Source organism: Haloarchaeobius caseinilyticus, from assembly GCF_051207395.1.
Lineage (GTDB): Archaea > Halobacteriota > Halobacteria > Halobacteriales > Natrialbaceae > Haloarchaeobius.
This window is the reverse complement of the sequence record NZ_JBPJZC010000001.1, coordinates 215659-230077: the sequence shown is the minus strand read 5'-3', so window position 1 is coordinate 230077 and position 14419 is coordinate 215659. Positions and strand designations below refer to the sequence as shown.

Below are 14419 nucleotides of genomic sequence, written 5' to 3'. Positions count from 1 at the left end.
AATACTGCCATTTTCCCCAAGAAGTACTAACGCTGTGACTCCCTAGCCTCTCGAATGGTGCGCTGCTCGCGGCGAGCGTTCATTGCTCGCTCGTCGAGCGCCGTCGTCGTTCCGGCACTCGGTGGGTGCGTGAGCGAGGGCACTCCCGGCAGTCCACCGGACATGCGACGGCTCAGCGTCGGGTCGAAGAACTTCGTCGAGAACCGCATCCTGGGATTCATGACCTACGAGGCGGTGAATCGAGTCCTCGACCGTCAGCCCGTCCACGAAATCGGCTACGGACAGACCAGCGACATCTGGACCGCCCTCGTCGACGGGAGTGTCGACACGTACTGGGAGTACACCGGGACCCTGTGGCACGTCCATCCACCAGTACACGACCGAACCGACCGAATCGACGACCCGGACGTTCTGTACGAACGCGTCCGGACAGAGATGGCCGACCACAACGACCTGCGCTGTTTCTCACCGGCCTCGTTCGACAATCCCTACGTCTTCGTCGCCCGTCCGAAGTGGGTCGAAGAGACCGGTGTAACCGACCACTCTGCCCTCGTGGAGTACGTCTCCGATGGAGCCACCGTTCCGACCGCCGTCGGTCCGTCGTTCTACCAGCGCCGAGACGGCTGGCCGGGCTTTCTCGACCACTACGAGGTCGAAGCGTCGGTCAGAGACCGCTGGGACCCACACGTCGAAGTCGTCAACCTCGTCCTCGCCTACGAGTTCCTCGTCACCGAACGAATCGACGTCGCGATGGGGTTCGGGACTGACCCGCAGATATCGCAGTACGATCTGCACGTCTTCGACGACGACCGCGACTTCTTCCCGCTGTACAGTCCACTTCCCGTCGTACACCGAACCGTCGTCGAGCGGGTCGATGGCCTGGACGACGTCCTCGACCGGCTTGGGCCCGCTATCGAGAGCGTCGAAGAGATGCGAGCACTCAACGCTCGGGTCGTCGTCGAGGGTGAGCGGCCACGCGACGTGGCGCTCTCCGTCCTCAGAACGGAGGGAATCGTCCCGTGAAACTGCATCCGCTCGACCGCATCGAGAAGTCGTTCTCGCTCCGACTCGCGGTGATTCTCGGCATCGTCGTCCTGCTCATCGCGGCTCTCGGCGTCGGTGTGTGGGTCGTCACGGCCGACGCCGTGCGAGACGACGTGCGCTCACAGATGGTCGCACAGTCCGAAGCCGAGGCCGACGGCCTCACAGAGTGGTTCGCAAGCAATCGGCAGTACGCACGACTCGTCTCCGAAGACAGTCGCTTCCGGACGGGGAACACCACCGAGGTGACCGACTACCTCGAACGACAGCTCGACGCCTCAGACCCGGACGTGGTCGGGCTACACTACATCGACACCCGTGACCAGCGAATCGTGGCGACGACGGTCGCCGGGGCCGAGAACGAGAGTCTCGGGGACCGCCCGTGGAGTTCTCGGCTACGGTATCGGAGCTTCGACGACGTGTTCGTCTCGGAGCCGTACGTCACGCCGCGTGGCCGGACCGTCGTCGCCTTCGTCAGTCCGACCGGCGACGTGAACGGGGCACTGGTCGTCCTCGTCGACGTGAGCGACATGGCCGAGACGTTCCGGTCGCCCATCCCGGGGACGACCACGACAGTGGTGGACTCGCGTGGTACCGTGGTGTTCTCGGAGGACCCCGACAGACGACTCCAGCCGTACCTGCAGAACGAGACCGCCATCCCCGAAGCACTCGTCAGCGGCATCGACGGCCGTTCTGGCTTCCAGTACGACTCGCTCAAAGAGCGTGAACTCGGCTACGACGTGGTGACGGCGTACGCCCCCGTCGAAGGGACCGACTGGGTCGTCATCAAGCACGCGCCAGCGGCCAGTGCGTACGCCGTCATCGACCGTATCAAGGTCGGTATCGCCGGTGTGGCCGGTCTCGGTATCCTCGGTGTGTTGCTCGTGGCACTGACGTTCGGGCGAAACACCACCCGGGCAGTCAGTCGGCTCACCGAGACTGCGACGGCCTACGCCGAAGGCGACTACGACTTCGAACCGAACCTCACTCGTTCGGACGAACTCGGGACGCTCGCGACCCAGATGAGTCAGATGCGAGACGCGCTCCGGAACCGTATCGCGGCGCTGGAAGTCGCCCGAACGAAGGCACAGCGCGGCGAACTACACCTCCAGCGACTGCTCACGAACCTGCCCGTCGTGTTGTTCGTCATCGGCGCTGACGGGCGGTTCTCGACCGTCGAAGGGCACACGCCGACCGGCACCTTCGCCCTCGACGACGCCCTTGGCGAACGGTACGACGAACACTTCGCCGAGTACGAACCGCTGGTCGAGTGCTGTCGTCGGGCCCTTCGCGGGCACTCACAGTCGGTTACGGTCGACGTCGACGGCGGTATCTACCACATCCAGCCCCACCCAGTCGTCCACGGCGGCGTGGTTCAGCGGGTCGTCGTCACCGCCAGCGACGTGACCGAGCAACGAAACCGCGAACAGCAGATTCAGGTCCTCAACCGCGTCCTCCGCCACGACTTGCGTAACCGCTTGAACGTCGTCATCAGTTACGCGCACGAACTCCGCGAGGGGGCGACCGACCCGACCGACCGAGACCTCCTCGACCGCATCATCCAGCACGCCGAGGAACTGGTCGACACGAGCGAGAAAGCCCGTAACATCCAGCAAGCGCTGGACGACGCGGACAGACCCATCGACGTGACTGAGGTCGTCCGTGCAGCCGTCGGCGCAGTCTGTGAGCGCTACCCCGCGGTCGACATCCACACCGACCTCGAACCGAACGCGATGGCGAACGCGACCGTCCACCTCGGAACCGCGGTCACGGAACTCATCGAGAACGCGGTAGAACACGGGTCGACGGCCCACCAGACGCAGTCCGGCGGCGCTGTCGAACAGACCACCTCCCGTGCGAGCAGTGGGGGCGACCAGCGGGCAACAGCCACGGCACCAAGTGCGGACGGGTCCGGTCGTGAACGGAGTCACGATGGCGTCGAAGACGACGGCGTGGAAATTCGGATTAGCGTGACTAGCGACGACGAGTGGGTCGAACTCCTCGTCGAAGACGACGGCGACGGGATGCCCGAGGACGAGCAGGCCGCGCTCCTCTCCGGCGAGGAGACGCCGCTCGAACACACGAGCGGTCTCGGTCTCTGGTTCGTCTACTGGCTGGTCACCGTCGCTGGCGGCCGGTTCTCCTTCGAGGAGAGTAGCCTCGGTGGACTGGGCGTGAAACTGACGTTCCACCGTGCAGACGGGGCATGACTTGTTAGCGTCGGCGTCGTAGCCACAGCCATGCAGTGCGAAACAGACGGTTGTGACGAGGACGCTGCGGTCCGACTGCACATCCCGTGGGCAGCGAACCGCGACGTCTGCGTGGCACACGCTCGGGCACAGGTGCAACAGGACGGCGTAGTTGCGGAACCGCTCGATGGCTGCGACTCGGCGTGGCCCTAAGCGGTCGCGGAAAAATCGAGGTGTCGTCGCTCAGGCGGAGACGGCCATCATCACTTCGTCGACGTACTCGTCGTCGATCTTGTAGTGGTCCGCCCGGACCGCTTCGGTCTCCCAGCCGTGTTCTTCGAGGAAGGCGATGGCCGTCTCGTTCGTCGCCGGGACGCTGTTGTACAGCTTCTCGTAGTTGTTCTGTTGCGCCCAGTTGACGCCGCGTTCGAGCAGGTGACTCCCGATGTTGTTGCCCCGGTACTCGCCGAGGACGCCGACGGTCAACTCGGCAGTGTGGTGCAGTTTCGCCAGTTCCGGGGCACGGATGTGGACCCAGCCGACGACCTCGTCGTTCACCGTGGCGACGAAGAACATCCGTGATTCGAGTTCGTTGTGCCGCAGCAGGACTTCCTCGTGGTCGAGGATGTCGGCGACCTCTTCGGCCTCGATGTAGGTCCCCTCGTCGGCGACGTGACGAATCGCGCCGATGAGCCCCGAGAGGTCCGACTGGTGTGCTTGCCGAATGATGAAGTCGACGCTCTCCCCGTGGTGCTCCTCGGCCGCGGACTCGTCTTCGAAGGCGACGCTGAGTACCCCGTCTTCGTCTACCAGATAGCCGTCACGCTTCAGGATGGCGACGTGGTGTCTCACCGCACGTGGGTCGAGCTTCAACGCCTTCTCGACGTCTTTTCGCTTCACCGTTCCGTGGCTCTCGACGTACTCGTAGAGTTGCTGGCGGTCCTCGTGGTCGAAGCTCAGCTTGTCGGTGAGTTTCATGGTATCTGTTACCACCCCCCAATACTTAATGGTTGTTCGTGAGTTTCATGTGTGAGAATTTCGTCCGTCGCGCCGTCAGCGCCCGACGTTTGCGCCGCGTGCCGTGCGAATCGCGACCCGGCGCTGCCACCAGAACACGCTCGCGAACGAGAGCGCGAGTGCGCCACCGAGGACGACGAGGACGTTCGTCGTCAGGGCCGAGAGGACGACCGCGAAGCCGACGAAGAGGACGACCAGCCAGCAGAACGTGAGACCGGCTTCGAGCGTGGCTCCGGCGTAAGCGAATTCTTCTTCCTCGGTCATCGGGCCCGCGAGAGTTGGCTTTCGGGTGATTCGGCGTCGTTCCCACAGATAGACGACGAGCAGAGAACAGCAGAACGCGAGGACGACGCCGCCAATTCCGAGCGAGAAGACCAGTCCGACGAGCGAGAACGCGGTGAACGCGACCAGCAAGAGGACGAACACCCGTATTCGGTCGACTCTCTCACGCAATGTCATCGGAACGAGTACGCGATTGTCGGGAATAAGCAACTCCCTTACTCGACCAAGAAGAGCGTCGAGACGGTCGCTGCGACAGTTCCCTCGCCGTCAGTGTCGGTCCGGCACCGTCGTCAACAACTGCGCCACGTCGCGGGCGTTGTGCGTCTGGACGAACACTTCAGCCGCGGTCTGTAGCGCGAACGCGCAGTCCATCTCGACGCCGTAACAGCGGGCGTAGAGGTCGAGCCAGCGGTTCAGGACCGATTCGAGTCGCCGACACTCTGCGGCGGGCAGGTGTGGGCCACCGGTTCGGCAGTCGGCGTACAGCAAGACGGTCGGGCCGACGCCCTCCCGGCAGTAGTCGAGAGCCTGCGCCTCGGCCTCGCCGTCGGCTGGCGGTTCAAACGCCGACTCGGCCGCAGCCACGTCGGCGACCAGTTCGTCGACGCGGACGGTAACGGCCGGGCTCTCGTCCACGTCGGCCTCGGCTACGCGGGTGCCGCCGCCTTCGCAGCCATCGGCTGGTTCACCGCCAGCAGGTCCAGCCACGACTCAGCCCTGTTTGAACTCGACGCCCTTGCCACCGGGCGGGTGTTCCCACTCGGTCTCTGCGACGACTGCACAGGTGCCACACTCGACGCAGGGCTGGGTGTCGAGGCTCACGACCTTCTCCTCGGTGCCGTTTCGCTTCACCGTCTCGGAGCGATAGCAGCCGCCACCGAAGCCTTCGGCGGAGACGGGACAGGCCGTGACGGCCGACCCACTCGCCTCGAAGGAGGCGTCGGTCACCCGGATGTGCGGGTTCCCAACGTCGGTGTCGTACGTCAGGTCACCGATGCGCTCTTCGAGGCTCGGCGGTTCGACGTGGCTCTCGCCCTCGATTGGTTCACCCTGCACCTCGCCGATGAGCGTCGGCAGGGTGACGTAGGCGGGCCGGATGTCGGGCAACATCGACATCATCCGTGGGGAGTTGAACGCGCGGCCGACGAGTCGCTGACTCGACCCACGCTTCAGGACGAACTTGCCGACGGGCGACTTCGCGACCGTCTCGACGATTCCCGAGACGGCGTCGCGCTCGCTCACCTTGCTCGTCGCGCTGTAGGCCCGTGGCTTCAGCTTCTGCATCACGCCCTCACGTTCGAGCATCTGGGTGTAGCGCTGGCCCGCCGTGACGTTCGAGCGACCGCGTGCGGTGACGAACCCGTCGGCGGCGAGTGCGCCAGCGGTGACCGCGTGGTTCATCCCCTTGATGATGGGCCCTTGCGCTTGCATCTGGCCGGCGGCGTCGCCGACGACCAGCAGACGGTCGCGATGTGGCTTCTTCAGGGCGGCTTTCTTCGAGTCCGGCACCAACTTCGCGGAGTACTCCAGTTCGACGTACTCCTCGGGCATCCACTGCGACAGGTGCGGGTGCGTGAGCAACGCGTCCAGCAGTTCGTGTGGCTCGGCGTTCTCGGCGACGAGACTGTCGAGGTGGAACACCGTCCCGATCGAGAGCGTGTCGTGGTTCGTGTACATGAACCCGCCGCCGCGCACGTCCTGGAACAGGTCACCGGAGAACAGGCGCGCGACGCCCTCCTCTTCGCCGATGCCGAATTTCTCTTCGACGAAGCCGTCGGGCAGGTCGACGACGGCCTTGACGCCCTGGAAGTACTCGTCCGGGTCTTCCCAGTCCATCAAGCCAGCTTCGCGGGCGAGTTCGGAGTTTACCCCGTCGGCGGCGATGACCACGTCGGCCTCGATGTCGTCGAGTTCGTCGCAGGTGACGCCGATGATTTCGCCGTTCTCGCGCAGCAGACCGTTGACACGGACTTCCGTAAGCACACCGCCGCCGTGCTCGCGGCACTTCTCGTGGACTTGCTCGGCCAGCCACGAGTCCATCTTGCGGCGCAACACGGCGTCACACCACTGGGTGTCGTGCTCGTGCAGACGCGTGAGGTCGTACGTCTTGACCCGGCCGCCAGCGAGGTTGTCCATGTAGTACTCCGTGACTTCCCGTTCGCTGGCCTCCTCGCGGAAGTCGGGGAACAGGTCGTCGATGGTGTACGGCGCGGAGTCCTCGGCGTACAGCAGGCCGCCGGAGACGTTCTTCGAACCGGCGTCGACGCCACGTTCGAGGACGAGCGTCTCGACACCGTGGTCGGCTAGTCGCGCCGCGGCGGCAGCCCCACCGGGACCGCAGCCGACGACGACCGCCTCGTAGTGTTCTCGCTCAGTCATCGTCGTCACCTCCGGCGATGGCGGCGTCGGCAACTGCGGCACTCAACTCTCCGGTCTTGACGGCTTCGATGAGTCGTGGTAACACGTCGAATAGGTCTCCTTCGATGAAGTAGTCAGAGAAGTCTCTGATTCTCGCGTCCGGGTCGGTGTTGATGGCGACGATGACCTCCGATTCGTCCATCCCGACCTTGTGCTGGACCGCCCCGGAGATGCCCGCGGCGATGTAGAGGTCTGGGGCGACGACCTGGCCGGTCTCGCCGATTTGGCGTTCTTCCTTCGTGTACTCCTCGACGTGACCGTCGAACTCGTAGGAGCCAGTGACGATGCCCCGAGTGACACCCACGTCGGCGTCCTCGAAACAGTCCGCGAGGTCGAGGCCGAGTTCCATGCCGTGAGTCGGGTCGTCGCCGATACCGCGGCCCATGGCCACGATGACGTCGTTCCCGGTGAGGTCGACGCCGGTGTCGAGCACGTCCGCGTCCTCGACTTCGACCTGGAACCAGCCATCTTCGAGGCTGACCTCGCGCTCGATGATTTCGCCGTCGCGCGAGGGGTTCGGTTCCGGAATCTCGAAACTGCCGGGGATGACCGAGCCACCCTGCGGATGGAACTCGCGGTGCGGGTTGTCGATGCAAAGGATGGTCGAGTACTCGAAGCCGGAGAAGTCCGGGCGCTTCATGTGCAGGATGCGCTCGAACGTCCGCGTCGTCCCGGGCGCGCCGGTCTTGACGGGGTTCGAAATCTCCGCACTGTCGATGTACAGGCCGGAACAGTCCGACGCGAGGCCGGAGTCGAGTTCGCCTTGTACGAGCGCGGAGAGGTCACGCCCGTTGTTCGTCGCCGGGAACAGCGTGTAGCGCGGCTCTTCGTAGTCCCGCCAGTCCGAGTCTTCGGGGTTGCCCTCGCCGGGGTCGCCGCCCCAGCGGGCCATCTCACAGAAGATCTCGGTGTACGGCTTGTGTCGGAACCGGTGCAGCCGTTCTTCCTCGGTGTAGACGACTACGTCGGCACCGCAGGCGATGCAGTCCTCGGCGTGGGGTCTGACCTCCTCACCGATGAGGACGGCGACGACTCGTTCGTCCTCGCCGTAGTCGTCGTTGTAGTCGTCCATCAGCTCGCGAGCCTTCCCGAGCATCTCGCGAGACACGTCCAGCAACTCGCCGCGCTGGGTCTCACAGTACACCCACATGTCGCCGTAGGTGCCGTCGTCCAGTGCGCGAACGTGTTTCTTGTCCGCGGTCGGGTGGTGCAGTTCGGGGTACTTCTCCTCGGGCGGGAGGTCGGGTTCGACCTCGGCTTCTTCGCCGTCTCCCTCCCCGTCGCTCTCGGAGAGGTCGTCGATGCGCTTCTCGATGAGGCGCTTCGCACTCTTTCGGTCCTCGCCGCTCTCCTCCTTTTCGAGGAGTGTTTCGAGTTTTGCAATCTCGTCGATGTCACGCACCGCGTTCCCGATGTCGGCGACGGTCATGTCGCCGGGGTCGAGCGCGTCGGCGTCGACTTCCTCGCCGTCGGCGGTGAACTTCTCGATGCGGCTCTCGATGAGTTTCTTCGCGGCGACGCGGTCCTCTCCGGCCGCCTCCGCTTCGAGGATAGCTTCGAGTTCTTCCACGTCCTCGATGTCTTTCAGTGCCGGTCCCAACTCCGAAATCTCGTACTCCCCAGGGTCGAAATCTGTCATGCTCAGTCACCCGCAACGAACGGCGTCAGCTCTTCGAGTACCGATTCCATGCCCGCCTCGTCGTCCGGTGTGACCATCGTCGCCTCGCGCTCTGCGGGCGCTTTCGGGATGGGGTCTACCGAGGAGACGATGGTGGGCGAACCGTCGAGGCCCACGAAGTCCGGGTCGAGGTTCAGCGCCTCGTGGTCCCACATCTCCAAGTGGTCCTCGTAGTCCTCGGCCCGCGCTTTCGTCTCCGCGCGGAGGTCTTTGTGAATCAGACGGTGTTCGGCACGCCGATACGACGGCTCGAAGTCGGGGTCGGTGACGACGAAACACGGCAGCGGTGCCTCGACCGTCTCGATTTCGTCCACGTCACCCTCGACGAGTCGCTTCGCCCGGAGCGTGCCTTCCGCTTCGTCCACGTCCAGCGAGATGACGTGGGTCACGATGGGCCAGTCCATGCACCAGCACGTCTGTGGCCCGGTGTGGCCCGTCTCGCCGTCGGCCGTCTTGAACCCGGCAAAGACGATGTCCGGCGTTTCGTCCATGTGGTCCAGCGCCGCCGAGAGCGTGATGGAGGTCGCCCACGTGTCAGCCGCGGCGAACTCGCGGTCCGACACCAGTACGAGGTCGTCGGCGTACACGTCGCGCATCCCCTCTTCGAGGATGCCCTGATACCCCGGCGGCCCCATCGACAGCAGTGTCACGTCGCCGCCGTGGCGCACCTTCGTCTGCAAGGCGGCACGGAGCGCGAACTTGTCGTTCGGGTTCATCACGGTCGGTGTCTTCCCGCGTTCGAGGTGGCCGTTCTCGTCGAACGACACCTGCCCTTCGCGGAAGTCCGGTACGCCTTTCGTCAGAACTGCGATGTGCATCCCAGAATCACCTCACGCCCGTCCCTGTCGACCGGCGTCCACGTCGATGGCGTCCACCGGACAGACGTCGACACAGAGCATGCAGTCGATGCACTGCGCCTCGTGCATCGGGTCGGCCTTTATCTCCGACTCCGGATGCCCCGGCGTGTCCACCCACTCGAAGACGTCCACTGGACAGTCTTCGAGGCAGGCACCGTCGGCGATGCAGATGTCGAAGTCGACCGCGACGTGGGTCCCGTGGATACCCAGTTCCTCCGGCTCGTCTACCGGCCCCCACACGTCGTGTCCGTTGTGTTCGTCGACGACACTTCTGTTGTCCTCGAAGTTCGGGTCTATGGCCATTGTCACCTAGTCACAACCGACGGCAGTAACTTAAATGTACGTCCGTGAAAGACCGCGCTCGCCTGCGGTTTTCACCGGCGTGAGGCATCTGCCGAGAAGGTGGTTCGCGTGGCGAAATGCACACGGTCTGTCAGTGGGAGAAAGAGTCATCCGTCGAAGACGAATACTGGCGAGCATGCCACTCGCGATTCTCGGCGGCTTCGATCTCGCGTTCTTCGTCGCCCTCGCGCTGCTCGTCCTCGGCGTCGTCGGTAGCGCGGTTCCGTCGCTGCCCGGCCCGCTCGTCTCTGTCGCGGGCGTCCTCGGCTACTGGTGGTTCGGCGACGAACTGAGCACGCTCGCTGCCGGTGCCCTCGTCGCCGTCGGCCTGTTTGCAGTGGCGGTCGACCAACTCGCGGACATCGTCTCGACGAAAGCCAGCGGCGCGTCGTGGACCACGACCGCACTGGCTGGGCTCGCTGGCTTCGTCCTCATGTTCGTCGCTGGCCCAATCGGCATCATCGTCGGCGTGGCTGGGACCGTCTTCCTCGTCGAGTTCTACCAGAAAGGCGACCACGAACACGCGGCCAGGGCCGCCGCCTACACCACCGTCGGCATCCTCGCCAGCGTCGTCGTGCAGGTCGTCCTTACCCTCTCGATGCTCGCTGGGTTCGTCGTGGCCGTCGTCGTGTGGTAACCGCAGAACACACGTCTCACTCCGGAACACTCGCCTCGGTCGGTCAATGCTGCGACCGAGACAGCACGGTTTCACGTGAACGTCCGGGCCGAGCCAGCGTCCTGAACGACGGACAGCGAACGACACCGAGGTAGCCATGACGCGGTTCCACTCTAGTCGTGGTTCGCAAGCTGGCGCTACGTGCCCGTCGTGGGGTTCCCTCGTGTCTCACCGACACCGGTAAAGACGAATCGGGCCCCACCCGCTGGCCCCTCGTCGACGGTAACACACCAGCCGTGGGCCTCTGCGATTTGTTTGACCACGGAGAGCCCGATACCGGTGCCCTCGTCGGACCAGGTGACGCCGGCTTCGAACACCCGCTCCCTGCGGTCCTCGGGGATGCCCAGCCCATCGTCCACGACCTCGAAGTCTCCACTTTCGTTGCAGAACGCGACGGAGATTGTGACGGAGTCCGTTCTGTCTTCGACCACGTCTGTATCTTCGTTCTGTGGGTTCGTGGACTCGTCTTCGTCGTCGTCAGCAGCCTCCGAGTGGCTGCCAGTCGAGCTATGCTCGACGCTGTTGCGAAACAGGTTTTCGAGCAGTTGCTGCAACCGGTCCGGGTCCGCCACGATGGTCCCCTCACCGGGACCCACGATGGACGCGGTCGCCGTCTCGACGTTCGCCCACGCCCGGTCGACGACGGCAGCCAGCGAGGTCTCGGTCGGCTCGTCAGCGACCTGTCCCTGATGGGCGAGTGCGAGGAGTTCGTCGATGAATCGCTCCATCTCGTCGAGCGCTGTCGCCACCTCCGCTAAGTTCTCGTCGTCGGACGATGCGCGGGCCTCGGAAAGGTATCCACCCGCGACCGCCAGCGGGTTTCGGAGGTCGTGACTGACGATGTTCGCGAACTCCGAGAGTCGTTCGTTCTGTCGGTGCAACTGCTGTTCGCGCCGCTTCAGGTCGGAGATGTCGGTGTAGATGACGTAGCCGGTCGTGCGGTCGCTGTCGGAGGTCACTGGCGCGTTTCTGACGAGGAACGTCCGTCGCCCCGTGGCGGTTGCGCGCTCGACCACCACGTCGAGTCGCTTCTCGCGTTCGAGGTGGTGTTCGAGGGCTTCGTCGCTCGAACCGACCGGTCGAACCAGTTCCGCGAGCGGCCGGCCTGGTTCGAACCCGAACGTCTCCACGAACGCGGGATTCGCCGACTGGACGAGAGGTTGTCCGCCCTCTATCTCGTAGTGTGCCGCCGGTTCGGGGACGTTTTCGAACAGTGCCGCGAACCGGTCTCGTTCCGCCCGGAGTGCTTCCTCGTATCTGATTCGCTCGATTGCACTCCTGACGTGTGCGACGAGCAACTCGGCGATTTCGACGTCGGTTGTGGTAAAGCCCCCTTTCGCCCTCGACAGCGACTGGAAGACGCCAATGTCGTCGATGGGGATGGACAACGCCGAGAGGATGTCACTGGTGATCGGATTCGAGTCCGGGTCCTCCGATGGGTGGTCGACGACGAACGTTCGACCGGTTCGGTACGTCTTCCCGGCGATTCCCTCGTCGATAGACATGAGGGGCTCGGCCTGTTCGAGCAGCGAGTCGTTCGCCGCCGCAGTGTAGATGTCACCGTCTCTCACCACACCGATGTAACACATGTCGAACGAGAGTATCGAGTCGGCCGCGTCGACCGCGGCCCGGAAGATTTCAGCCTCCGTGTGGTGATGGACGAAGCTGGTAGCGACACCGTGTAAGTCTTCGACTTTTCGGCGAACCGACTGACTCGACTCTGGTCGCTCCTTTCCACCGGTCGCTTCGGCACACCTCATCGCACTGGCGACCGACAGTGCCATTGCCTGCGGCCCGTCAACCTTCCGGAGCACCGAGTCGGCGCCGGCTCGGAGGAGCGATTCGACGGTCGCGTCGCCGTCGAGGTCGGTGTACACGACGACTGGCGGTCGCCGCTCTCCAAACGCAGGACTCCGGAAGAGAGTCTGCCACTCCTCATCGGTGACCGTGCTCGTGACGATGCAATCGACCGACGACACCTCGTCAACGGGCAGGGAATCGGGCTGGGAGACACCCGTGACTGTCCACGCGGACTCGTGCGCAGTGAGGGCAGCGACGACCGTCGCTCGTTCGGACTCGTCCGAATCGACGACGAGGACTGAACGCTCCGCAGCCTGTGCGCGCATTTCAAAAAAGAGAGAGTTTCAGACGTATAGTTGTCCCGGCCGTGACCTGCCGTTTCGTCGATAGAACTCTACTGGTGTGCGAAGTACGCGACCGACTTCCCTTCTTCGTGCGCATCGACTCGCGCGAAGCCGACGCGCTCGAACTGCACGAGGGAGTCGACCTCGTACTCACGGAAGCCCGGTTCCGCGTGGCCCTCTACGACGCCGTCCATCGTCCAGAGTTCGACCGGGACGTTGTCCTCGGCGGGCACCCAGTGGACCACGTCGACGCCTTCCTCGCGCACGGCATCGATGTCGTCACCCGTGTACTGCAGCGAATCCCGAGTGAACCGGAAGCAGCCGAGGCCCTTCAACCAGACGCGCTCTTCGCGCTCGGGCAGGTCCGCGGGTTCGAGTAGCACGGCATCACCGACCGGAATCTTCCGACGGCCACGGTCTTCGTGGTCCGGGTGGACCGGCGGTTCGCCGAACTCGGGCGCGCCACCGACGATGGCGAGTTCCGTGCCGTCGCGGACGAAGAACTGGCGGTCGGTCTGGTCGTCCACGATGTCGCGGTTCTTCGAGTAGACCGTCGACATGGCGAGGTCCACGTCGCTCGTAGAGGTGCCGAGTTCGAGCATCGACTGGACGATGGCCTCGCCGCGGATACCGCGGCGGCGCAGGCTCTTGATGGTGGGGGCGCGCGGGTCGTCCCAGCCGTCGAGTTTGCCGTCCTCGATGTACTGCTTGATGGTCGAGGTGGACATCTTCACGTCGTAGGCGTCGACCTGTACGTGGCCCCAGTGGACGACTTCGGGGTACTCCCAGCCGAAGTAGTCGTAGAGGAAGCGCTGGCGCTTCGCGGAGTCCTGCAGGTCGATGCCGCGGATGATATGCGTGATGCCGACGAGGTGGTCGTCGACGCCGGACTGGAAGTCGAGCATCGGCCACGCACGGTAGTCTTCGGCTTCCTCGCGCGGGTGCGGCGTGTCTATCATGCGGAAGGCGACCCAGTCACGGAGTGCGGGGTTCTTGTGCTCAATGTCGGTCTTCACGCGCAGGACCATCTCACCGGAGCTGTACTCGCCCGAGACCATGTCCTCGAACTCGCTCATGGTCGTCTCAGCGTCCTTGTCGCGGTGCGGGCACGGCTTCCCGTTGTTCTTCAGGTCCGAGAACTCCTCGCCGGAACAGGAGCAAGTGTACGCGCCGCCCATCTCGATGAGTTCGCGGGCGTGGTCGTAGTACGTCTCGACGCGGTCGCTCGCCTTCATGACCTCGTCGGGTTCGAAGCCGAGGTAGTCGACGTCCTCCAGAATCCCGTCGTAGGCGTCCATGTCCGGGCGCTTGGTCTCGGGGTCGGTATCGTCGAAGCGGACGCAGAACCAGCCGTCGTACAGCTCTTTGTAGGTCCCGATGACGGCGGGCATCCGGGCGTGACCGATGTGCCACGGGCCGTTCGGGTTCGGCGCACAGCGCATCCGCACCTCGTCGTAGGCGTCGACGTTCGGGAGGTCACCGAGCACGCGGTCGTCCTCCTCGTCTTCGGCGTCGAGTTCTTCGACCATCTCGGGCGAGAGTTCGGCGAGTCGTTCTCGCTTCTCGTCTGTCGACATGCCGTTGATTCGGCCACAGACCTGCCCGACGACGCCGGGCACCTCGCCACCGTGGGGGCGGAATTCGGGATTCTCGCCCATCAGCGGCCCCATCACCGCGCCGACGTTCGCCTCGCTCTCGTGTTTGAGCGCGTTGAAGAGGGCGTGTTTCTCTGCCTCCTCTTCGACCTGCGCACGGAGTGCATCGTCCATTGTCAC

Annotated in this window: 13 protein-coding genes; 4 read left to right on the top strand and 9 right to left on the bottom strand. The window is 64.5% G+C overall.

The genetic code is table 11. From position 1 onward, the window contains the following. The first annotated feature begins 54 nt into the window (after positions 1-54). The 3 genes from ACSC1P_RS01220 to ACSC1P_RS01210 are packed head-to-tail and all read left to right on the top strand — an operon-like array spanning position 55 to position 3443. A complete protein-coding gene (locus ACSC1P_RS01220) occupies positions 55-1023 on the top strand; it encodes an ABC transporter substrate-binding protein (protein WP_435358300.1) in 969 nt (322 codons plus the stop codon). Beyond that, positions 1020-3251: an ATP-binding protein gene (locus ACSC1P_RS01215; RefSeq protein WP_435358299.1), complete on the top strand. Its 2232-nt coding sequence runs from the start codon at positions 1020-1022 to the stop codon at positions 3249-3251. The genes ACSC1P_RS01220 and ACSC1P_RS01215 overlap by 4 nt, the downstream gene beginning before the upstream one ends. A gap of 30 nt (positions 3252-3281) precedes the next feature. Next, the gene (locus ACSC1P_RS01210) at positions 3282-3443 is read left to right on the top strand and encodes a DUF8014 family protein (RefSeq protein WP_435358298.1); all 162 of its coding nucleotides are present in this window, start codon (positions 3282-3284) and stop codon (positions 3441-3443) included. A gap of 30 nt (positions 3444-3473) precedes the next feature. Here ACSC1P_RS01210 and ACSC1P_RS01205 read toward each other — a convergent pair whose 3' ends face one another. The 7 genes from ACSC1P_RS01205 to ACSC1P_RS01175 form a co-directional block, all read right to left on the bottom strand. Continuing rightward, positions 3474-4208, bottom strand: a complete 735-nt coding sequence (locus ACSC1P_RS01205; protein ID WP_435358297.1) for a GNAT family N-acetyltransferase — start codon at positions 4206-4208, stop codon at positions 3474-3476. Positions 4209-4283: 75 nt separating this feature from the next. After that, complete coding sequence (locus tag ACSC1P_RS01200; RefSeq protein ID WP_435358296.1) at positions 4284-4706, bottom strand: hypothetical protein; 423 nt, start codon at positions 4704-4706, stop codon at positions 4284-4286. Between the two features lie 90 nt (positions 4707-4796). Continuing rightward, positions 4797-5237, bottom strand: coding sequence for a DUF8055 family protein (locus tag ACSC1P_RS01195; protein ID WP_435358295.1), 441 nt, complete (start codon positions 5235-5237; stop codon positions 4797-4799). A 3-nt stretch (positions 5238-5240) separates the two neighbouring features. Next, entirely contained in the window at positions 5241-6908 is a 1668-nt protein-coding gene (locus tag ACSC1P_RS01190; RefSeq protein ID WP_435358294.1) for an FAD-dependent monooxygenase, read from the bottom strand. Beyond that, on the bottom strand, positions 6901-8586 hold the full coding sequence (locus tag ACSC1P_RS01185; protein ID WP_435358293.1) for an electron transfer flavoprotein subunit alpha/FixB family protein: 1686 nt from the start codon (positions 8584-8586) through the stop codon (positions 6901-6903). Before ACSC1P_RS01185 ends, ACSC1P_RS01190 begins: the two co-directional genes overlap by 8 nt. A 2-nt stretch (positions 8587-8588) precedes the next feature. Next, entirely contained in the window at positions 8589-9443 is an 855-nt protein-coding gene (locus tag ACSC1P_RS01180; RefSeq protein WP_435358292.1) for an electron transfer flavoprotein subunit beta/FixA family protein, read from the bottom strand. A gap of 12 nt (positions 9444-9455) precedes the next feature. Continuing rightward, complete coding sequence (locus tag ACSC1P_RS01175) at positions 9456-9785, bottom strand: 4Fe-4S dicluster domain-containing protein (RefSeq protein WP_435358291.1); 330 nt, start codon at positions 9783-9785, stop codon at positions 9456-9458. A 175-nt stretch (positions 9786-9960) separates the two neighbouring features. Here ACSC1P_RS01175 and ACSC1P_RS01170 point away from each other — a divergent pair, with 175 nt between their 5' ends. Next, positions 9961-10461, top strand: coding sequence for a DUF456 family protein (locus tag ACSC1P_RS01170; RefSeq protein ID WP_435358290.1), 501 nt, complete (start codon positions 9961-9963; stop codon positions 10459-10461). A gap of 176 nt (positions 10462-10637) precedes the next feature. On the opposite strand, the gene ACSC1P_RS01165 is transcribed toward ACSC1P_RS01170, so the two are convergent. Both ACSC1P_RS01165 and ACSC1P_RS01160 read right to left on the bottom strand, forming a co-directional pair. Then, the gene (locus ACSC1P_RS01165; protein ID WP_435358289.1) at positions 10638-12626 is read right to left on the bottom strand and encodes a sensor histidine kinase; all 1989 of its coding nucleotides are present in this window, start codon (positions 12624-12626) and stop codon (positions 10638-10640) included. 68 nt (positions 12627-12694) lie between these two features. Further along, the gene (locus tag ACSC1P_RS01160; protein ID WP_435358288.1) at positions 12695-14413 is read right to left on the bottom strand and encodes a glutamate--tRNA ligase; all 1719 of its coding nucleotides are present in this window, start codon (positions 14411-14413) and stop codon (positions 12695-12697) included. Positions 14414-14419 lie beyond the last annotated feature (6 nt).